This window comes from Cupriavidus sp. U2, assembly GCF_009663685.2.
Lineage (GTDB): Bacteria > Pseudomonadota > Gammaproteobacteria > Burkholderiales > Burkholderiaceae > Cupriavidus > Cupriavidus necator_C.
Genome location: NZ_RCOG02000002.1, coordinates 29,748 through 49,892 on the forward strand (window position 1 = coordinate 29,748; position 20,145 = coordinate 49,892).

General features: G+C 67.2%; 16 protein-coding genes and 1 tRNA gene. 12 read left to right on the forward strand and 5 right to left on the reverse strand.

The genetic code is table 11. The features are described 5' to 3' along the window. Positions 1 to 61 precede the first annotated feature (61 nt). Positions 62 to 1,537, forward strand: coding sequence for a type II secretion system ATPase GspE (gene gspE, locus D9X30_RS01720; protein ID WP_502799603.1), 1,476 nt, complete (start codon positions 62 to 64; stop codon positions 1,535 to 1,537). A 15-nt stretch (positions 1,538 to 1,552) separates the two neighbouring features. Further along, positions 1,553 to 2,770, forward strand: a complete 1,218-nt coding sequence (gene gspF / locus D9X30_RS01725) for a type II secretion system inner membrane protein GspF (protein WP_153946416.1) — start codon at positions 1,553 to 1,555, stop codon at positions 2,768 to 2,770. 43 nt (positions 2,771 to 2,813) lie between these two features. On the opposite strand, the gene D9X30_RS01730 is transcribed toward gspF, so the two are convergent. Then, the gene (locus D9X30_RS01730) at positions 2,814 to 4,157 is read right to left on the reverse strand and encodes an NYN domain-containing protein (RefSeq protein ID WP_153946415.1); all 1,344 of its coding nucleotides are present in this window, start codon (positions 4,155 to 4,157) and stop codon (positions 2,814 to 2,816) included. A gap of 323 nt (positions 4,158 to 4,480) precedes the next feature. On the opposite strand from D9X30_RS01730, the gene D9X30_RS01735 reads away from it, so the two are divergent. The 6 genes from D9X30_RS01735 (at position 4,481) to D9X30_RS01760 (ending at position 12,113) form a co-directional block, all read left to right on the forward strand. Continuing rightward, complete coding sequence (locus D9X30_RS01735) at positions 4,481 to 8,074, forward strand: indolepyruvate ferredoxin oxidoreductase family protein (protein WP_153946414.1); 3,594 nt, start codon at positions 4,481 to 4,483, stop codon at positions 8,072 to 8,074. A 155-nt stretch (positions 8,075 to 8,229) separates the two neighbouring features. Next, positions 8,230 to 8,649, forward strand: a complete 420-nt coding sequence (locus D9X30_RS01740; protein WP_153946413.1) for a GNAT family acetyltransferase — start codon at positions 8,230 to 8,232, stop codon at positions 8,647 to 8,649. A gap of 35 nt (positions 8,650 to 8,684) precedes the next feature. Then, positions 8,685 to 9,035: a GFA family protein gene (locus D9X30_RS01745; RefSeq protein ID WP_153946412.1), complete on the forward strand. Its 351-nt coding sequence runs from the start codon at positions 8,685 to 8,687 to the stop codon at positions 9,033 to 9,035. Between the two features lie 22 nt (positions 9,036 to 9,057). Further along, complete coding sequence (locus D9X30_RS01750; protein WP_153946411.1) at positions 9,058 to 9,480, forward strand: VOC family protein; 423 nt, start codon at positions 9,058 to 9,060, stop codon at positions 9,478 to 9,480. Positions 9,481 to 9,591: 111 nt separating this feature from the next. Next, positions 9,592 to 10,842 carry an MFS transporter gene (locus D9X30_RS01755; protein WP_153946410.1) on the forward strand — a complete coding sequence of 417 codons (1,251 nt, stop codon included), beginning with the start codon at positions 9,592 to 9,594 and terminating at the stop codon, positions 10,840 to 10,842. 65 nt (positions 10,843 to 10,907) lie between these two features. After that, the gene (locus D9X30_RS01760) at positions 10,908 to 12,113 is read left to right on the forward strand and encodes an MFS transporter (RefSeq protein WP_153946409.1); all 1,206 of its coding nucleotides are present in this window, start codon (positions 10,908 to 10,910) and stop codon (positions 12,111 to 12,113) included. 38 nt (positions 12,114 to 12,151) lie between these two features. On the opposite strand, the gene D9X30_RS01765 is transcribed toward D9X30_RS01760, so the two are convergent. Next, positions 12,152 to 13,042: a DODA-type extradiol aromatic ring-opening family dioxygenase gene (locus D9X30_RS01765; RefSeq protein ID WP_153946408.1), complete on the reverse strand. Its 891-nt coding sequence runs from the start codon at positions 13,040 to 13,042 to the stop codon at positions 12,152 to 12,154. Positions 13,043 to 13,327: 285 nt separating this feature from the next. Here D9X30_RS01765 and D9X30_RS01770 point away from each other — a divergent pair, with 285 nt between their 5' ends. The 4 genes from D9X30_RS01770 to D9X30_RS01785 all read left to right on the forward strand — a co-directional run bounded on the left by D9X30_RS01770 (position 13,328) and on the right by D9X30_RS01785 (position 16,956). After that, complete coding sequence (locus D9X30_RS01770) at positions 13,328 to 13,615, forward strand: hypothetical protein (RefSeq protein WP_502799604.1); 288 nt, start codon at positions 13,328 to 13,330, stop codon at positions 13,613 to 13,615. A gap of 169 nt (positions 13,616 to 13,784) precedes the next feature. Further along, the gene (locus tag D9X30_RS01775) at positions 13,785 to 15,095 is read left to right on the forward strand and encodes an MFS transporter (RefSeq protein WP_092602366.1); all 1,311 of its coding nucleotides are present in this window, start codon (positions 13,785 to 13,787) and stop codon (positions 15,093 to 15,095) included. A gap of 183 nt (positions 15,096 to 15,278) precedes the next feature. Beyond that, a complete protein-coding gene (locus D9X30_RS01780) occupies positions 15,279 to 15,902 on the forward strand; it encodes a DNA-3-methyladenine glycosylase I (protein WP_153946407.1) in 624 nt (207 codons plus the stop codon). Between the two features lie 424 nt (positions 15,903 to 16,326). After that, positions 16,327 to 16,956: a LysE family translocator gene (locus D9X30_RS01785; protein ID WP_153946406.1), complete on the forward strand. Its 630-nt coding sequence runs from the start codon at positions 16,327 to 16,329 to the stop codon at positions 16,954 to 16,956. Here the strand turns inward: D9X30_RS01785 and D9X30_RS01790 are convergent. The 3 genes from D9X30_RS01790 to soxB all read right to left on the reverse strand — a co-directional run bounded on the left by D9X30_RS01790 (position 16,948) and on the right by soxB (position 20,129). Beyond that, a complete protein-coding gene (locus tag D9X30_RS01790; protein ID WP_153946405.1) occupies positions 16,948 to 17,898 on the reverse strand; it encodes a cation diffusion facilitator family transporter in 951 nt (316 codons plus the stop codon). The two genes, D9X30_RS01785 and D9X30_RS01790, sit on opposite strands and share 9 nt — an antisense overlap. Before the next feature lie 362 nt (positions 17,899 to 18,260). Further along, a tRNA-Ala gene (locus tag D9X30_RS01795) sits at positions 18,261 to 18,336 on the reverse strand. Between the two features lie 68 nt (positions 18,337 to 18,404). After that, positions 18,405 to 20,129, reverse strand: coding sequence for a thiosulfohydrolase SoxB (gene soxB, locus D9X30_RS01800; RefSeq protein WP_153946404.1), 1,725 nt, complete (start codon positions 20,127 to 20,129; stop codon positions 18,405 to 18,407). Positions 20,130 to 20,145 lie beyond the last annotated feature (16 nt).

Below are 20,145 nucleotides of genomic sequence, written 5' to 3' on the forward strand. Positions count from 1 at the left end.
GGCCACCGAAACACTCGCCACCGCCGCCGGAGCCGAAGCGCCTCTGGAGCCGCCGTCGCCGATGGCGGCGCGGCTCGTGCCGTATTCGTTCTCGCGCGAGGCGCCGCTGCTGATTGCGCACCAGCGCCCGGACGGGCTCGAAGTCTGGGTCAGCCGCCAGACATCGCCAGCCGCGCTGGCCGAAGTGGCGCGCGTGCATGGCGCGCTGCACCTGCGCGTGCTGGAGCCGGCGGCGCTGGACGCGGCGATGTCGGATGCCTACAACCGCCAGGATGGCTCGGCCGCGCAGGTGGTGGGCGAGGTCGAGGGCGAGGTGGACCTGTCGCGCCTGATGCAGGACATTCCCGCCGTCGAAGACCTGCTGGAATCCGAGGACGACGCGCCGATCATCCGCATGATCAACGCGCTGCTGACCCAGGCCGCGCGCGAACAGGCATCGGATATCCACATCGAGCCGTTCGAGTCGGCGTCGGTGGTGCGCTTCCGTGTGGACGGCACGCTGCGCGACGTGGTGCGGCCCAAGAAGGCGCTGCACGGCGCGCTGATCTCGCGGATCAAGATCATGGCGCAGCTGGACATTGCCGAGAAACGCCTGCCACAGGACGGCCGCATCACGCTGCGCGTGGGCGGGCGCCCGGTGGATGTGCGGGTCTCGACGCTGCCCACCGGCCACGGCGAGCGCGCCGTGCTGCGTCTGCTGGACAAGGAAGCCGGCCGGCTGGACCTGGCCCGGCTGGGCATGGCACCCGAAACGCTGGCCGGTTTCGACCACCTGGTACGCCAGCCCCACGGCATCGTGCTGGTGACCGGGCCGACCGGCTCCGGCAAGACCACCACGCTCTACGCGGCGCTGTCGCGGCTCGATTCGCACACGACCAACATCATGACCGTGGAAGATCCGATCGAGTACGACCTCGACGGCATCGGCCAGACGCAGGTCAACCCGCGTATCGACATGACGTTCGGCAAGGCGCTGCGCGCCATCCTGCGCCAGGACCCGGACGTGGTGATGATCGGTGAAATCCGCGACCTGGAGACCGCGCAGATCGCGGTGCAGGCATCGCTGACCGGCCACCTGGTGCTGGCCACGCTGCACACCAACGATTCGGCATCGGCCGTCACGCGGCTGGTGGACATGGGCATCGAGCCGTTCCTGCTGTCGTCGTCGCTGCTTGGCGTGCTGGCGCAGCGGCTGGTACGGCGCCTGTGCCCGCACTGCAAGCGCGAGGAAGTGATCGAGGTCAAGGCGACGGAGTCGGAAGCCCTGCACGCGCAGGGCAAGCCGCTGCAGCGCGTGTGGCACGCGGTGGGCTGCGACAAGTGCGGCCATTCGGGCTACCAGGGCCGGATGGGCGTCTACGAGCTGCTGACCGTCGACAACGAGATCCAGACCATGATCCATCGCCAGCAGCCGGAATCCGAGATCAAGCAGGTGGCGCTGTCCAAGGGCATGCACACGATGCGCGGCGATGCGCAACGCTGGATCGACAGCGGCGCCACCTCGCTGGAAGAGGTGCTGCGCGTGACGCGCGAATAAGCCGGGGACCGCAGCATGCCCGCCTATCGCTACGAAGCTGCCGATGCCTCCGGCCGAGCCGACCGGGGCGTCGTCGAGGCCGACAGTCCCAAGCAGGCGCGCGCCCAGTTGCGTGCGCGCGGCCTGACGCCGCTTACCGTCGATCCGCTGGCCGGTGCCGGCCTGGCCCAGCGCAGCAGCAGTACCCTTTTTGTGCGGCGACTGTCGACGCAGGAGCAGGCGCTGTTCACCCGCCAGCTGGCCAGCCTGATCGTGTCGGGCCTGCCGCTCGACGAAGCGTTGGGCGCGCTGGCTGACCAGGCCGAGCGCCAGTATGTGCACGAACTGCTGGCTGGCATCCGGGCCGAGGTCATGGGCGGCAGTTCGCTGTCCGTGGCGCTGGCCCAGCATCCCAAGGACTTTCCGGACATCTATCGGGCGCTGGTGTCGGCGGGCGAGCACTCGGGCCATCTGGGCGTGGTGCTGGAGCGGCTGGCCACCTATATCGAGACGCGCAATCAGCTGACGTCGAAGATCCGCCTGGCGTTCACCTATCCGGCCATCGTCACGTTCGTGGCGTTTGCCATCGTGATCTTCCTGCTGTCGTACGTGGTGCCGCAGGTGGTCAGCGTGTTCGCCAACACCAAGCAGAAGCTGCCCATGCTGACCATCATCATGCTGTGGCTGTCCGATTTCGTGCGCAACTCGTGGTGGGCCGCGGTGGCCGTGATCGCGGTGATTTCGGCGATCATCCGCAGCCTGCTGAAGCAGCCCGACATCAAGCTGTCGTGGCATCGCTGGCTGCTGACCGCGCCGCTGGTGGGCAAGCTGATTCGCGGCTACAACACCGCGCGCTTTGCCAGCACGCTGGCCATCCTGGTGTCGGCCGGGGTGCCGATCCTGCGCAGCCTGCAGGCGGCAGGCGAAACGCTGACGAACGTGGCGCTCAAGAACAACGTCGACGACGCCACCACGCGCGTGCGCGAAGGCGCGTCGCTGGCCCGCGCGCTGGCCGCGCAGAACCAGTTTCCGCCGGTGCTGGTGCACCTGATCCGATCCGGTGAAGCCACGGGCAACCTGCCCATCATGCTGGAGCGCGCCGCCACCGGCGAAGGGCAGGAACTGGAGCGCCGCACGCTGTTCCTGACCAGCCTGCTGGAGCCGCTGCTGATCCTGACGATGGGGGTTGTGGTGCTGCTCATCGTGCTGGCGGTGCTGATGCCGATCATCGAGATCAATCAGCTGGTGCGGTAAAGCGGTAGCCGCTCACGCGCCTGGCCTGCGGACCAGCTAACGCTTATTCCGCAGCCTTGGCCGCCTTCTTCGCCGGCGCACGCTTGCGCGGGGCGGCCTTCTTTGCGGCGGGCTTCCGCTTGGCAGGTGCCTTGGCCTCCGTATCGGCTTCGGGCGATGATGCCTCGGCGACATCGGCGACAGCTTCGGCCGATGCCGCCGGCACTGCCTCGGTCACCTGCGCCGCCAGGACCGTCGTCCCCGGTGCGGCGAATACCGACTGATCGATCGGCCATGGCGTTTCGCTGAGCGTCACGTCCGGACGCCGGGAACGCCTGCCGCGCGGTGCCGGCACCTCATCGGCGGCTTCCACGGTCTCCGGGATCAGCGTCGAAGCCGAGCCGGCTGCCTCGTCGTCTGCCGACAGCGCAGGCGCGGGTTCGGGAATGGCTTCCATGTCCACCACCGGCGCGGGCGTTTCCACCGGGGGCACCGGCTGCGCCACGGTCTGCGTGGGAATGGGTGCGGGCGCCGGCTTCACCGGAGCCGGGCGCTGGGCCTGGGATTGCGGCTGCGCCTGCTGCGGCTGGCCACCCTGCTGGGCCTGACCGCCCTGCTGGCCGCCTTGGCCGCCCTCGCCCTTGCCGCGCTTCTTCAGCCGCACCCAGATCGTCTTGTTGTTGCCGCCGTTGCGGGCTTCCACTTCGAACAGGTTGGTGGCGGCAACCAGCTCCGACAGCTTGCCGTAGCCGTAGTTGCGTGAATCGAATTCGGGGGCCTGCTTGGCGATGTAGTTGCCGATGCCGCCGAGCGTGGACCAGCCGTCCTCGTCCGATACGGCCTGCGAGGCGCTCTGCAGCAGTCGCACCAGGCGCGAGTCCTGCCGCAACTCCTGCGAACTGCGGCGGCGCGTCGGTGCCGTGCCGGTGTCGGTGTCGGCATCGGCGTCCGTGTCGGCATCGCCGCGCAGCACATCCGCGTAGATGAACTTGTCGCAGGCGGTAACAAACGGCTTGGGCGTCTTGCGCTCGCCGAAGCCGTAGACGGTCAGGCCCTGCTCGCGGATGCGCGACGCCAGGCGGGTGAAGTCGCTGTCGCTCGACACGATGCAGAACCCATCGAAGCGGCCCGTGTAGAGCAGGTCCATGGCGTCGATGATCATGGCGCTGTCGGTGGCGTTCTTGCCCACCGTGTAGCGGAACTGCTGGATCGGCTGGATCGAATGGGCCAGCAGGCGGTCCTTCCAGCCCGACAGGTTCGGGCGCGTCCAGTCGCCATAGATGCGCTTGACGGCGGCCACGCCGTACTTGGCCACTTCGGCCAGCAGGCCTTCGACGATGGCGGGCGCCGCGTTGTCGGCGTCGATCAGCACGGCCAGGGTAGCGCCCTGGCGGGGAGAATTGGTCATGTTCGGTTCTTCTGGATGGGGCCGGGTTGCACCATGGCGGCGCCCCCCGCGTGTGGCGCGCGGACATCATCGATCTCACGCGCGCGCCATTTGGATGCACCGCAGTGTACACGTGCAGCATAGGCGTATACGGGAAAGCACGGGGGTGTCTGGCGCGTTTTATGCTGCATCGCACGGTACCGCGGCCTGCACGCCGGTGCTACCATGCCGCGCAGAGACACGGCCGCCCGACGCCTCCACAAGAGACCACGGACGGCTGCCCATCAATGATGTGTCGGTGATCCCGACAGCATGCCCCACGCAGGGCCGAAAGAGGAGCACATATGAATGCCCCCCTGACCCCACCGGTCAGCGACGCCATCCGCCGCGCGCTCGAAAACGTTTCCCTCGAAGACAAGTACACGCTGGAGCGAGGCCGCATCTACATCAGCGGCACCCAGGCACTGGTACGTCTGCCGATGCTGCAGCAGGAACGCGACCGCGCCGCCGGCCTGAATACCGCCGGCTTCATTTCCGGCTATCGCGGTTCCCCGCTCGGCGCACTCGACCAGTCGCTCTGGAAGGCCAAGAAGCACCTGGCGGCGCACAACGTCGTGTTCCAGGCCGGGCTGAACGAAGACCTGGCCGCCACGGCCGTCTGGGGCTCGCAGCAGGTCAACATGTATCCGGACGCCAGGTTCGATGGCGTGTTCGGCATGTGGTACGGCAAGGGTCCCGGCGTCGATCGCACCGGCGACGTCTTCAAGCATGCCAACTCGGCCGGTTCCAGCAAGCACGGTGGCGTACTGGTGCTGGCGGGCGACGATCACTCGGCCAAGTCGTCCACGCTGGCGCACCAGTCCGAGCACATCTTCAAGGCCTGCGGCCTGCCCGTGCTGTACCCGTCCAACGTGCAGGAATACCTGGACTACGGCCTGCACGCCTGGGCCATGAGCCGCTACTCGGGGCTGTGGGTGGCCATGAAGTGCGTGACCGACGTGGTGGAATCGTCCGCCTCGGTCGAGCTCGATCCGCACCGCGTGCAGATCGTGCTGCCCGACGATTTCATCCTGCCGCAGGGCGGGCTCAATATCCGCTGGCCCGATCCGCCGCTGGAGCAGGAAGCCCGGCTGCTGGACTTCAAGTGGTACGCCAGCCTGGCCTACGTGCGCGCCAACAAGATCGACCGTATCGAGATCGATTCGCCGCACGCGCGCTTCGGCATCATGACCGCGGGCAAGGCCTACCTCGACACGCGCCAGGCGCTGTCCGACCTGGGCCTTGACGACGTCACCTGCGCCCAGCTGGGCATCCGGCTGTACAAGGTGGGCTGCGTCTGGCCGCTGGAAGCCCACGGCGCGCGCGCGTTTGCCGAAGGCCTGCAGGAAATCCTGGTGGTCGAAGAAAAGCGCCAGATCATGGAGTACGCGCTCAAGGAAGAGCTGTACAACTGGCGCGACGACGTGCGCCCCAAGGTCTACGGCAAGTTCGACGAAAAGGACAACGCGGGCGGCGAATGGTCGATCCCGCAGAACAACTGGCTGCTGCCGGCGCACTATGAACTGTCGCCGGCGATCATCGCCAAGGCCATCGCCACGCGCCTGGAAAAGTTCGACCTGCCCGCCGATATCCGCGCGCGGATCGAATCGCGGCTGGCCATCATCCACGCCAAGGAGCGTGCACTGGCCACGCCGCGCGTGACCGCCGAGCGCAAGCCGTGGTTCTGCTCTGGCTGCCCGCACAACACGTCCACCAACGTGCCCGAGGGCTCCCGCGCGCTGGCCGGCATCGGTTGCCACTACATGACGGTCTGGATGGACCGCAACACCAGCACCTTCAGCCAGATGGGCGGCGAGGGCGTGGCCTGGATCGGCCAGGCGCCGTTTGCCGGCGACCAGCACGTGTTTGCGAACCTGGGCGACGGCACCTACTTCCATTCGGGCCTGCTGGCGATCCGTGCATCGATCGCGGCCGGCGTGAACATCACCTACAAGATCCTCTACAACGACGCCGTGGCCATGACGGGCGGCCAGCCGGTGGACGGCCAGCTGTCGGTGCAGGACATCGCGTTCCAGGTGGCCGCCGAAGGCGCGAAGAAAATCGTCATCGTCACGGACCAGCCCGAGAAGTACAACAGTGCGATCAAGCTGCCCGAAGGGCTGACCGTGCATCCGCGCGAACAGCTCGACACGATCCAGCGCGAACTGCGCGAGGTGCCGGGCTGCACCATCCTGATCTACGACCAGACCTGCGCCACCGAGAAGCGCCGCCGCCGCAAGCGCGGCACGTTCCCCGACCCGGCACGCCGTGCGTTCATCAACGACGCCGTCTGCGAAGGCTGCGGCGACTGCTCGGTCAAGTCGAACTGCCTGTCCGTGGAGCCGCTGGAAACCGAACTGGGCACCAAGCGCCAGATCAACCAGTCGTCGTGCAACAAGGACTTCTCGTGCGTGAACGGCTTCTGCCCGAGCTTTGTCACCGCCGAAGGCGCGCAGGTGCGCAAGCCCAAGGCCAGTGGCGTGTCGATGAGCGGCCTGCCCGACCTGCCGCTGCCGGCGCTGCCGCAGATCCGACGCGCATACGGCATCCTGGTGACGGGCGTGGGCGGCACGGGCGTGGTGACGATCGGCGGTCTGCTGGGCATGGCGGCGCACCTGGAAAGCAAGGGCGTGACCGTGCTGGACATGGCGGGCCTGGCGCAAAAGGGTGGCGCGGTGCTGTCGCACGTGCAGATCGCTGCCAGGCCGGACGACCTGCACGCCACGCGCATCGCCATGGGCGAGGCCGACCTGGTGATCGGCTGCGACGCCATCGTGTCGGCCACCGACGAGGTCATCTCGAAAACGCAGTCGGGCCGCACGCGCGCCGTGGTGAATACCGCGCAAACCCCGACCGCCGCCTTCATCAAGGACCCGAAGTGGCAGTTCCCGGGCCTGTCGGCGGAGCAGGATATCCGCAACGCCGTGGGCGAGCAGTGCGACTTCCTCAACGCCAGCGCGCTGGCCGTGGCCTTGCTGGGCGACACGATCTACACCAACCCGCTGGTGCTGGGCTACGCGTGGCAGAAGGGCTGGATTCCGCTGACGCTCGAGGCCCTGGAGCGCGCCATCGAACTGAACGGCGTGTCGGTCGACAAGAACAAGGCTGCCTTTGACTGGGGTCGCCATATGGCCCATGACCCGGACCACGTGCTGTCGCTGGCCGGCAAGCTCAAGACGCAGACCGAGGGCGCCGACGTGGTGAAGCTGCCGACGTCGAGCGGCGCGCTGCTCGAAAAGCTGATCGCCAACCGCGTGGACCTGCTGACCAAGTACCAGAACGCCGCCTACGCCGAGCAGTATCGGGATGCCGTGAACCGCGTGCGCGCAGCCGAAAGCGCGCTGGTGGGCGCCGGCAAGCCCCTGCCGCTGACCGAGGCGGCGGCGCGCAACCTGGCCAGGCTGATGGCCTACAAGGACGAGTACGAGGTGGCGCGGCTGTACACCGACCCGATCTTCCTCGACAAGCTGCGCGCGCAGTTCGAGGGCGAACCGGGCCGCGACTACCAGCTGAATTTCTGGCTGGCGCCGCCGACCACGGCCAAGCGCGACGACAAGGGCAACCTGGTCAAGCGCCGCTTCGGCCCGTCGACCATGACGCTGTTCCGCATCCTGGCCAGACTCAAGGGCCTGCGCGGGGGTCCGCTCGACATCTTCGGCAAGACCGAGGAACGCCGCACCGAACGCGCGCTGATCGGCGAATACCGCGCGCTGCTGGACGAGCTGTCGAAGGGCCTGACGGCCGCCAACCACGGCACCGCCGTGGAGCTGGCCAACGTGCCCGACGACATCCGCGGCTTCGGCCACGTCAAGGACAACAACCTCAAGGCCGCACGCGGCAAGTGGGACCGCCTGCTGAAGCTGTTCCGCGATCCGCAGGCAGGGCAGCGGGCGGCGTAACCGATCGTCGGGGGGGCTGCGAGCAGTCCTTGAAATGCCAACGGTTTTCTCCCGTCTCCCGCCGAGGCGGGAGAGGGGCCGGGGGAGAGGGTGGGCCTTTCAACATCCGATCGGTCATGGCTACACTGGGAACCCGTATGACTCCCAGCCGACCCATGCAGCTCCGACCCTACCGCCCCGCCGATGAAACCGCCGTTGTCGGCCTGTGGAAAGCCTGCGGCCTGACCCGGCCGTGGAACGATCCGCACAAGGACATCGCGCGCAAGCTGACCACCCAGCCCGAGCTGTTCCGCGTGGGCGAAGTGGACGGCCAACTGGTGGCCACGGCGATGATCGGCTACGACGGCCACCGCGGCTGGGTCTACTACCTGGCCGTGCATCCCGAGTTCCAGGGCCGCGGCTACGGGCGTATGCTGATGGCGCACGCCGAGGCCCTGCTGATCGAGCGCGGCTGCCCGAAGATCAACCTGCTGGTACGCGAGACCAACGAGGCCGTGCTGGCGTTCTACGACCGGCTCGGCTATGGCCGCGATGCGGCGGTCAGTCTGGGCAAGCGGCTGATCCCGGACCAGTGACCGCCAATAACCAGACACGGCAAACCGGAGACACCATGACCACCTATCAGGGAAGCTGCCACTGCGGCCGCGTCGCCTTCGAGGCGGACGGCGAGCTCACGCAGGTACTGCAATGCAACTGCACGATATGCCGCCGGCGCGGCCACCTGCTCTGGTTCGTGCCCAAGGCGAACTTCCGGCTGAAGACGCCCGACGCGAACGCGTCGACCTACCGCTTCAACACGATGAAGATCGCCCACCGCTTCTGCCCCACCTGCGGCGTCGGGCCATACTCCGAGGCCACCGACCCGCAGGGCAATCCCACAGCCGCCGTGAACGCGCGCTGCCTGGACGCCGTGGACCTGGCCAGCCTCAAGGTGATCGAGTACGACGGGCTGCACAAGTAGCCACGCACGGGACTCACGCGCCATGTTCGCGATCCGGGGTATCGACCACCTGGTGCTGCGCACCGCCGACGTCGCGCGGATGGTGCGTTTCTATGTCGATGTGCTGGGCTGCACGGTGGAAAAGGAACAGCCCGCCTTTGGCCTCACCCAGTTGCGGGCCGGCGGCAGCCTGATCGACCTGGTGTCGCTGGACGGGCCCATCGGCCGGGCCGGCGGCGCAGGGCCGGGTACGGAAGGCCGCAATCTCGACCATTTCTGCCTGCGTATCGATCCGTTCGATGCTGATTCCGTCTTTCATCACCTGAGTATTCATCATGTCGATGCCAGCCCGGTACAACGCCGTTATGGCGCCGAAGGCGAGGGTCCGTCGATCTACGTAAAGGACGCCGACGGCAACACGGTCGAACTGAAGGGCCCGCCTGAGGTTGCCGGTCCCGGCGGCTGACCGCTCGATACCCCCCGGCGTGCGCCTTCCCTCACCCGTGGCTGCGCCGATACAATTTCCGCTCCACTGACCGCACCGCCACCGGCGCCCCCCAATCGCGCCGGGCGCGCCATGACCGCTTCCGCCGCCCCCGATTCCGCCGCAGCCCCGGCCCAGCTATCGCCTCGCCAGATCGTCTGGACCCTCGGCATCACCGAAATCATCAGCTGGGGCACGCTGTACTTCACGTTCACCGTCTTCATCGGCCCGATGAACGACTCGCTGGGCTACGGCAAGCCGTTCCTGGCCGGCGGTTTCTCGCTGGGACTGCTGGTATGGGCGATGTGCTCGTTCGCGGTGGGCCGCCTGCTGGACCGCGTGCCGGCGCGCAAGGTGATGGGCATCGGGTCCGTGCTGGCCGCCATCGGGCTGCTGCTGTGGGCCTGGTGCCCATCCCCGGCGTTGTTCCTGCTGATGTGGATGCCGCTGGGGCTGGCCATGGCGTCCACACTCTACGAACCAGCCTTCGTGGTACTGCGGCAGGCGTTCGGCGATGGCTACCAGAAGCCGATCGTCCAGGTGACGCTGTTCGCCGGCTTTGCCAGCACCATCTTCATTCCGATCGGGCAGTGGCTGGTGCTGCATCTGGGCTGGCGCGAGACGCTGGTCATCTTCGCGGCGCTGAACCTGTTTGTCTGCGCGCCGCTGCACGCCCGGCTGCGCTACGCGGTGCATCCCAGCTATTCACATACCGGCCCACACACCCCGCTGGCCGCCGCCGCGTCGCCCAGCATCGCGCGCACCACGCTGCGCCAGCCCGTGTTCTGGGCCGTGGTACTGGCCTTCACGGCCACCGCCGTGATCGCGTCGCTGCTGGGCGCCCACCTGATTCCGATGCTGACCGAAAAGGGCCTGCCGGTGGGCCAGCAACTGGTCGTGGCGGCGCTGATCGGGCCGGCCCAGGTGGCGGGCCGTCTGGCCATGGCGCGGTTGCCCATCGATCACCCGGTGCGGCTGTCGATGCCGGTGTATATCGTCATGAGCCTGGGCCTGCTGTGCCTGACGCTCGGCGACGGCTACTGGCTGATGGTGGCGGCGGTGTGCTATGGCTGCGCCAACGGCGTCAATACCATGCTGCGCGCGATGGCCATGCCCGAGTTGATCTCGCGTCATCACTATGCAACGCTGAACGGGCTGATGATGACCCCGGTGTTGCTGATGCAAGCCGCCGCGCCGTGGATTGGCGCCCTGCTCTGGCGGGTGGCCGGCGGCTACTGGCTGATGCTGTGGGTCATGGTGGCGCTGGCCATCGGTGCCCTGGCAGCGTTTGCCTTCGCCCTGCACCAGCGCGGCCTGCTGCGGCCTGGCGGCGCGCCGGCCTGAGTGTTTCCGATCCGTGCCTCGTTGTCCCGGCCGTACCCGGCCGTACCCGGTTGTCCCGATTCCCGATGTCTGATTATTCGATCGAAACGTCTTCGCCCTCCGTCTCCGTTCCCGCCCCGTCCCCGTCGGCCGTCTCGCGCGCCACGCGCGGCACCATGGCGCTGTTCTTTGCCAATGGCGCCACGTTTGCCACGTGGGGGGTCCACATTCCCACCATCAAGGCCCGCTTCGGGCTATCCGACGCCATGCTGTCGCTGGCCATGCTGGCCGTGGCCGGCGGGGCGATCCTGGTCATGGGGCCGGTAGGCCGCTGGGTGGGCAAGATGGGCAGCGCGCGGGCGTCGATGCTGGGCGGTGTCGCGTTTGCCTGCATGACGCTGATGATCCTGGCCATGCCCAGCTTCGCGCTGCTGCTGCCCGCGCTGCTGGTATTCGGCATGGCCAACGCGATGTTCGATGTCGGGATGAACGCGCAGGCCGCCACCGTGGAGGCCAGCCGCAGCGCGCGGCCCGTGATGTCGGCGCTGCACGGCATGTTCAGCCTGGGCGGCATGATCGGCGCGGCATTTGGCGGGCTGATGCTGAGCCTGCAGGTGCCGCCGTTGCTGCACACGGCGCTGATCGCGGCCATGACGGCCGCCGTGGCGCTGGGCACGCATCGCGGTCTGCTGGCAGACCATCCGGTGCTGCCCACGGCCGATCATCACAAGGACCACGCCACGCGCGGCCTGTGGCTGCTGGGCCTGATGGCGTTTCTGGGGCTGGTGGGCGAAGGGGCGATGTACGACTGGACCACGGTCTACATGCGCGAGGTCACCGAGGCGCCGCTGGCATGGATCAGCTTCGGCTACGCGGCCTTTTCGGGCGGCATGGCCTGCGGCCGCTTCGGCGGCGACCGCCTGCGGGCCCGTTTCGGCGATGCCCGCACGCTGACCGGCAGCGCCTGGCTGGGCTTTGCCGGTATCGCACTGGCCATTGCCGTGCCCTGGCCGCTGGCCGCGCTGATCGGCTTCAGCCTGATGGGCCTGGGGGCCGCCAACATGGTGCCGATCTTCTTCGTGGCGGCGTCGCGCCTGCCCGGCGTGACCGCTGCCGAAGCCATCGCGCGCGTGGCGCGCTTTGCCTACGTGGGCCTGCTGCTGGGCCCCGTGATGATCGGCGGCGTGGCGCACCTGGCCAGCCTGCGCATCGGCATCGCCGTGGTGGCGCTGACGATGGGCTATATCGCGCTGTTCGGCGCGCGGTCGGTGCGGCGCTATCTGACGACCTGACCGGCGCCTGCGCGGGTCCGGCCGGGATCAGGCAGCGGTCAGGCCGCCTTGGGCAGCGGTGCGTGGCCGGTGCCGATGCCGTCGAACACGAAGGTGTCCATGGCCAGCACGCCGTACGTGACTTCGTCGGCCACGCGCGCCACGCTGGCGTCCTTGCCTGCCGTCGCGTCCGGGCCGATGGCCGCACCCAGCGTCACGTAGAACGGCAGCAGGTGCTCGTCGGTCGGATGGGCCCGGCGCGCAAATGGCGCCTGCGTGCGGTAGTCGGCAATCCGGCTCACGTCGCCGGTGGCCAGCGCATCGTTCAGCGCATCGGCCATCCAGTCACGGAAGGCATCCACATAAGGCTCGGTCTCCGGGCCATGCTGCGCCTTGCGGGCGCCGCCGCCAAACACTTCCTGCAGGTTATGGGTAAAGCTGCCCGATCCGATCACCAGCACGCCTTCGGCGCGCAGCGGCGCCAGCGCGCGGCCGATCTGGATCTGGGTAGCCGGGCTCAGGTATGGGTTGAAGGCCAGCTGCACCACCGGCACATCGGCATCGGGGAAAAAATGGCGCAGCGGCATCCAGGCGCCGTGGTCGAGCGGACGTTCCTCGTCTTCCGCCACGAATCCGGCGCCCGGAATGGCGGCGGCCTCGATCAGCGATTTCACGCGTGCCGCCAGGTCGGGCGATCCCGGGGCGTCGTAGCGCAGCGCGTACAGCTCGCGCGGAAAACCGCCGAAGTCGTGCCAGGCTTCCTGGCGCGCGCGCGTGCTGACGGCCAGCGTGCTGTAGATCCAGTGGGCGGAAATCACCAGCACGGCCTTCGGTTTCAGCGCGCGCAGGCGCAAGCCCAGCGCGTCGAACGCGGCGCCGGTGGGGCCGGGATCGATCGCCAGCATCGGCGATCCGTGTGACACATAGATGGCGGGCAAGAGGGTAGTCATGGCGTCGGGCCGGTAAGCGGAGGTATCCAATGCATGCAGTCTGGCAAAGATGTCACGCCGTGACGCATGGCTTTTGCGGACAAGTCCTGCAAAAAACTTGAAGGTCCGCCGCCCCCTGCATGCTGGGCGTTGGATACCGCACACACCCCGCGCGGTTTCCCCAAACACCGACAGCGGCCGTAACGCGAATCGGCCTATGATGTGCTCCAGAGATGCGGCTCACGCATCCGCCGGAGAAAGCCCGTGTCAAAGCGTTTCGATCCCCTGCACGCCCTGCCCCACGCGCTGTGGTGGCAGCCCGGCGTTTACGGCAGCGGCCCGGCCGTGCTGCTCTGGATCGTCGCGCGCCTGCCGGCCGAGATGCTGGCCGATGCGTTCGGCACGCCGCTGGCGTCGGCCCTGCTCAACCATGCTGGCGACACCGTCTTCGTCATCGGCTGGCTCTCGAGCGCCGCCTGGCTGTGGTTCACGCGCAAGCGGCCGGAGCCGGCCCACGACATGACCCCGCTCGACCTCACCGCGCCCACCCAGACGCCACACACGCCCAACCATCATGGGCACGGCGCCGGATAGGGCCGTCGCGGTTCGGGAGCATGGGTAACAGGTGATGCATCGACAACCTTTGTCGGAACATCCGTATGACAAATCGATGTAAGGAATCGCTTAAGATGCTGGCTTGCGTCACCGCCGGGGCACACTGGCGGGGGCATCCACCGGTTCCTTCATCGTTGTAGCCAGCCTTATGTCCGTTACTGCAGCATCCGCCAACGACCTGTCCAAAGCCACCCGACGACGCGCGATCATCGCCGCCACCATCGGCAATGGCCTGGAATGGTTCGATTTCACCGTCTACAGCTTCTTCGCGGTCATCATCGCCAAGCTGTTCTTCCCCACCGGCAACGACCTGACGTCGTTCCTGCTGACCGTGGCCACGTTCGGCGTGGGCTTCTTCATGCGCCCGGTGGGCGCCATCGTGCTGGGCGTCTACGCCGACCGCGTCGGCCGCAAGGCCGCCCTGACGCTGACCATCCTGCTGATGGCGCTGGGTACGGCCATCATCGGCCTGGCCCCCACCTATGCATCGATCGGCCTCTGGGCACCGGCGCTGATCGTGCTGGCCCGCCTGATCCAGGGTTTTTCGGCCGGCGGCGAAGTGGGCGGCGCCACGGCGTTCCTGATCGAGCATGCGCCCGACGAGGAGCGCGGCGCCTACGCCAGCTGGCAGCAGGCCAGCCAGGGCATTTCGTTCATGCTGGGCGCCGCCATGGGCGCGCTGGTCACGAACGGCCTGGACCAGGCCCAGATCGACGCGTGGGGCTGGCGCATCCCGTTCCTGTTTGGCCTGCTGATCGGCCCGGTGGGCATGTACATCCGCTCGCACCTGGAAGAGCCGCCCGAGTTCGAGCAGCGCCAGGCCGAGCGTCGCGCCAACAATGTGAAGTTCTCGCCGCTGTCGCAGGTGCTGCGCGACCATCCGCGCGAAGTGCTGGCCGGCCTGGGCGTGACCATCCTGTGGACGGTCTGCACCTATGTGCTGGTGTTCTACATGCCGTCCTACGCCAAGCAGCAGCTGGGCCTGCCGCTGGGCGCGACGTTCCAGTCCACGGCCATCTGCGGCGCCATCATCCTGGTGCTGTGCCCGCTGATGGGCATGCTGTCCGACCGCGTGGGCCGCAAGCGCATGCTGAGCGTGGTGGCGCTGGCCATCCTGGTGCTGGCCTACCCGCTGTTCCACTGGCTCAACGTGTCCCCGACCACCGCCACGCTGCTGCAGGTGCAGATCGTGCTGGGCATCCTGCTGGCCGCCTTCACGGGTCCGGCGCCAGCCGTGCTGGCCGAGCAGTTCCCGACCGAAGTGCGCTCCACCGGCCTTTCGCTCGCCTACAACTTCGCCGTGACGATCTTCGGCGGCTTCGCCCCGCTGATCGTGACGTGGCTGATCGAGTCCACTCACAACAAGCTGGCCCCGGCGTACTACGTGATTGCCGCCGCGGCCATCAGCCTGGTTGCGCTGGCCTTCATGCACGACCGTACGGGCAAGAAGCTGGCCTGACCCGGCAGTTTCCCCGCCGCAAGGAAGCCAACCTCCGGGTTGGCTTTTTTTTCGCCCGCGACGCGCCGCCGTTTGTCAGTTGGATGTCCGGATCCGGCTGGTTGCGGTCTTTACGGCGTGGCCTTCCGGGCGCATGATCGCTGCGGCGCCCGTGTGCGCCATGGACCCAAGGAGCGAAGGCGAATGACGACGACATCCGCGCCGCAGACCCCGGTACGCTGCGGCTGGTGCGGGGATCTGGAGGACTACTGCCACTATCACGACAACGAATGGGGCTTTCCGGTGGACGACGACCGGCGCCTGTTCGAAAAGCTGTGCCTGGAAGGTTTCCAGTCCGGCCTGAGCTGGCTGACCATCCTGCGCAAGCGCGAGGCCTTCCGCAAGGCCTTCGCCAATTTCGAGATCGACAAGGTGGCGCGATTTACCGAGCGCGACGTGGAGCGGCTGCTCGGCGATGCCGGCATCGTGCGCCATCGCGGCAAGATCGAGGCCGCCATCCACAACGCGAAGTGCGCGCAGGAACTGCTGAAGACCGAGCCGTCGCTGGCGGCCTACTTCTGGAAGTTCGAGCCCGACCCGAAGAGCCGGCCGAAGACGCTGACGCCCGACGTGCTGCGCACGATGGCCATCAGCCCCGAATCGACGGCCCTGTCGAAGGATCTCAAGAAACGCGGCTGGAAGTTTGTCGGGCCGACCACGATGTACGCGCTGATGCAGGCCATGGGGCTGGTCAACGATCACATGGACGGCTGCGCGACGCGTGCCGCGGTGCTCCGGGCGCGCAAGGCGTTCAAGGTGCCGCGCTAGGGGTCCATGGGGTGAGCGACGGGCTGCCCAGGCGCGTTCCGCGCAACGGTCCGTATACGTATACCGACATTGTTTACGTATACATAAATAGTAGTAGTAATGGTTAACACCAGTCCGCGGCCGTGGATAACCCCGCTTCTTCCTTTTCGATCAATGGGTTACACAACAGATAACCCTATGGGAAACCGTGCGGCGCATACGTGGACGCGGGTGGGTAACTACAGGATGACACCGGGGCGCTGACGTATACGTGCCGGGTTGTGCGTATACGCCCCACAGCCGTCCCACAGCCGCCCCACAGGCGGGCCCCAGGCCCGCCCACAGGCTTGTTCACGCGGTTATCCACAGGAAAGCACGTGCATATCGGCGCGAATCGGCTCACACTGGCGCCTCGCCAATGCGGCGCCTTTCCGGAGCGCGTTCGATGGATAGCACAACTCTCTTTCTTTACCTGATTGCGGTAGCCGCCGTCATGGTCACACCGGGTCCGACGATGTTGCTGGCCCTGAGCAACGGCGCCACCCGCCCGATGCGCGTGGCTGCCTGCGGCATTGCCGGGGCCGCGCTGGCCGACCTGATCCTGATCGGCGCCGTGGGCTGCGGGCTTGGCGCGGTGCTGCAGGCATCCGAGCACCTGTTTACGGCGATCAAGTGGATCGGCGCGGCCTACCTGTTCTTCCTGGCGGTCTCGATGTGGCGGGCGCCCACGCGGGAACTGGTGGCGACGTCGGACGCCACGTCGGCCAGCGGCCGCGCGGCTTTCCTGCGCGCGCTGTTCGTGGCCCTGTCGAACCCCAAGACCATCCTGTTCACGTCGGCCTTCGTGCCGCAGTTCGTCCACGCGGACAAGCCCGTGGCCATTCAGTACGTGATCCTGGCGGTGATTGCCGCGCTGATGGATATCGTGATGATGGCGATCTACGCGTTCGGCGGCCGCCACGCGGTGCGCACGCTGTCGGCGCGGGCCGTGCAGTGGATCAACCGGGGCTGTGCCGGCATGCTGGCCTTCCTGGCCGTGGGCCTGAGCCTGTACCGCCGCAGCGACCTACGCTGACTCGGCCGGCGCCGGCTGCATGCGTGGCACCCTGACCGGGTCCACATGCGTCATGACGTTCAGGACGTCGTCGCGCTCCATCGCGCGACGGCGCGCCTCCGTGGCGATCGCGTGGCCCTGCTCGACGGTCAGGTCGGCCTGGATCTCCAGGTGCACGTCGACCAGGATCATGTCGCCCATCTTCCGGGTCTTCAGGTCATGCAGGCCCAGCACGCCGGGGGTATCCAGCATCGCGTCGCGCAGGCTGGCCACCACGTCCTCGTCGGCGGCGCGGTCCATCAGGTCGTTCATCGCATCCCAGCCAAATCGCAGGCCCATGCGCGACACCATCAAGCCCACCACGATGGCCGCAACGGGATCGAGCACGTGATACCCGAGCAGGTTGCCGCCAATACCCAGCGCCACCACCAGCGACGACGCCGCATCGGACCGCGCATGCCAGGCATTGGCCACCAGCATGCTCGACCTGACCCGCTCCGCCACGCGCAGCATGTAGCGGAACAGCCCCTCCTTGGCCGCCAACGCCGCCAGCGCCACCCACAACGCCACCGTCTGCACCGGCTGCGCCCCTTCCGGATGCTGGATCTTGCCAACCGCCGCCCACAGCATGCCCACGCCCACCGCCAGCAGCAGCGCGCCCAGCGCCAGCGAGGCCGCCGTCTCGAACCGCTGATGCCCGTACGGATGATCGGTATCGGCCCCCTTGCGACTGTGATGGCCGGCAAACAGCACGACGAAATCGGAAACGAGGTCGGACAGCGAATGAAGCGAATCGGCCACCAGCGCCTGTGAGCCGGCGACGACCCCGATCACGCCCTGGGCAATCGTCAGCCCAATATTGACGAAAACGCTGACGAGCGTGGACCGCCGCCCAGCCAGATGGCGGGCTTCGGCATCAAGATTGTCGGCGCCAAGGGCGGGAGCGACGTGCGGTTCACGCATGGGTGAAGACAGAGGGTGGGCGATAGGTGGAACGGTAGCATTTCTTGGGGTTCGGCTGCGCCGTCTCATTTACCGGCCGATTCCTGCGGGTCATGTACGCGCTATCAATGTGATCGCCCGTCGGACAGCTTTCTCCCTTTCGCAGCCAATAGTCCTTAAAGAAAATGAGGCCAGTTTTACCCTGCGCCTTCGAAGCCCAATCGATTCAAGCGAGCATTTGGACGCATTGCGCTCCAGCGAACACTCGGATCGATACGAAACGGCTCGAGGGGAGGAATATAGGCCCTCAGAATCTCCGGCCCCCAAAGCAAAACAACGCACCACATCTTTCGACGTAGTGCGTTGTTTTACAAGGAAAATCCTGGTGGACCGAAGGAGGATCGAACTCCCGACCTCTGCATTGCGAACGCAGCGCTCTCCCAGCTGAGCTATCGGCCCGTCGCGACTGATTGTAGCCGAATCGCGAGCGGCCTTTCAATCGCATCGAACCAACACTTTGGTGCGTTTCAGGTCGCCGCCATGCCGGGATTGCCGTCCATGCCGCGTACCGTGGGCAGGTTCAGTGGGCGGGCGCTAACTTCCTTGGTGGCGCGCAGCCACTGGGCCATCACGTCCCAGATCGGGGCGCCGCCGGTCTGGCGGGCTTCCTCGGACACCGGGGCCCAGCCGGCAACCTTGTACGTCTTGCTGGCGTCCAGCGGCTGGCCGGCCAGGCGCATGTCGGTGATGCGCTTGCCGATTGGCTGGTTGGGGTCGATCGTGTATTGCAGGCCGCCCACGCGCACCATGTCGCCGCCCTGCTGGTAGTACGGGTCGGGGTTGAACAGGTTGTCGGCCACGTCTTCGAGGATGGTCTTGATCGTCTCGCCGGTCATCGCCGTCACGGTGGTGTACGGGTACGTGATGGCGGTCTGGTCCATCAGGGCTTCCATCGTAATGTTCTGGCCGGGCAGCAGCGTGGTGCCCCAGCGGAAACCTGGCGAAAATGCGATCTGGGCGTCCTGCACGGCCATCAGGCCATCCAGGATCAGCTGGTCGAAGGTGCCATTGAAGTTGCCGCGCCGGTACAGCAGGCCGCGATTCACGGCCAGCACTTCGGCCAGCTTGCTCTCGTAGGGGGCGCGCACCTTCTGGATCAGCGCGTTCATCTTCGGATCGGCCGGCAGGTAATTGGCGAAGACCGGCAGCAGCTTGTAGCGGAAGTCGGCCACCTTGCCATTGCGGACGTCGAAGTCCAGCACGCCCAGGAACTTGCCGTTGGACCCGGCATTGGTCACCAGCGTGACACCGCCGGCGTTCTTCACCGGCACCGGGGCCGGCACGCCGTCGTGGGTGTGGCCGCCCAGGATGGCGTCGAGCCCGCGCACACGCGACGCCAGCTTCAGATCGACATCCATGCCGTTGTGCGACAGCAGCGCCACCACCTTGGCGCCCTTGCCGCGCACTTCGTCGATCACCTGCTGCAGGTTCTCTTCCTGGATGCCGAAGGTCCAGTCCGGCACCAGGTAGCGCGGGTTGGCGATGGGCGTGTACGGAAACGCCTGGCCGATGATGGCCACCGGCACACCATTCATCTCGCGAATCACGTAAGGATCGAAGACCGGATCGCCGAAGTCGTTGGTCTTCACGTTCTGGGCCAGGAACGCCACCTTGCCCTTGAAGTCGTTGTCGACGATCTGTTTCACGCGATCGGCGCCGAGCGTCATTTCCCAGTGCGGCGTCATCACGTCGACGCCAAGCTGCAGCGCGGCATCGACCATGTCCTGCCCCCTGGTCCACAGCGCCGTGGCCGATCCCTGCCAGGTATCGCCGCCGTCCAGCAGCAGCGCGCCGGGCCGGCTGGCCTTCATGCGCTGGATCAGCGTCGACAGATGGGCAAACCCACCGACCTTGCCGTAGCGGCGCGCCGCTTCGGTGAAATCCAGGGATGTGAACGCGTGCGCGGTGGCGCTGCCCCGGGCGATGCCGTACTGGCGCAGGAACGCGTCGCCCACCAGATGCGGCGGCTTGCCGGCCCACTCGGCCACGCCCAGGTTCACGTTCGGCTCGCGGAAATGCACGGGCCGCAACTGCGCGTGGCAATCGGTGAAGTGCAGCAGGTGGACGTTGCCGAAGCGCGGCACGTCGTAGAGCCGCGTGGCGGCCTGCGCCGCCTGGGCGTCGCCGCCAGGGAATGTCATGCCTCCGGCGCCGGCCACGGCCAGCACCTGCAGGAACTCGCGTCGGTTCATGCTGTTATCCGTTGAT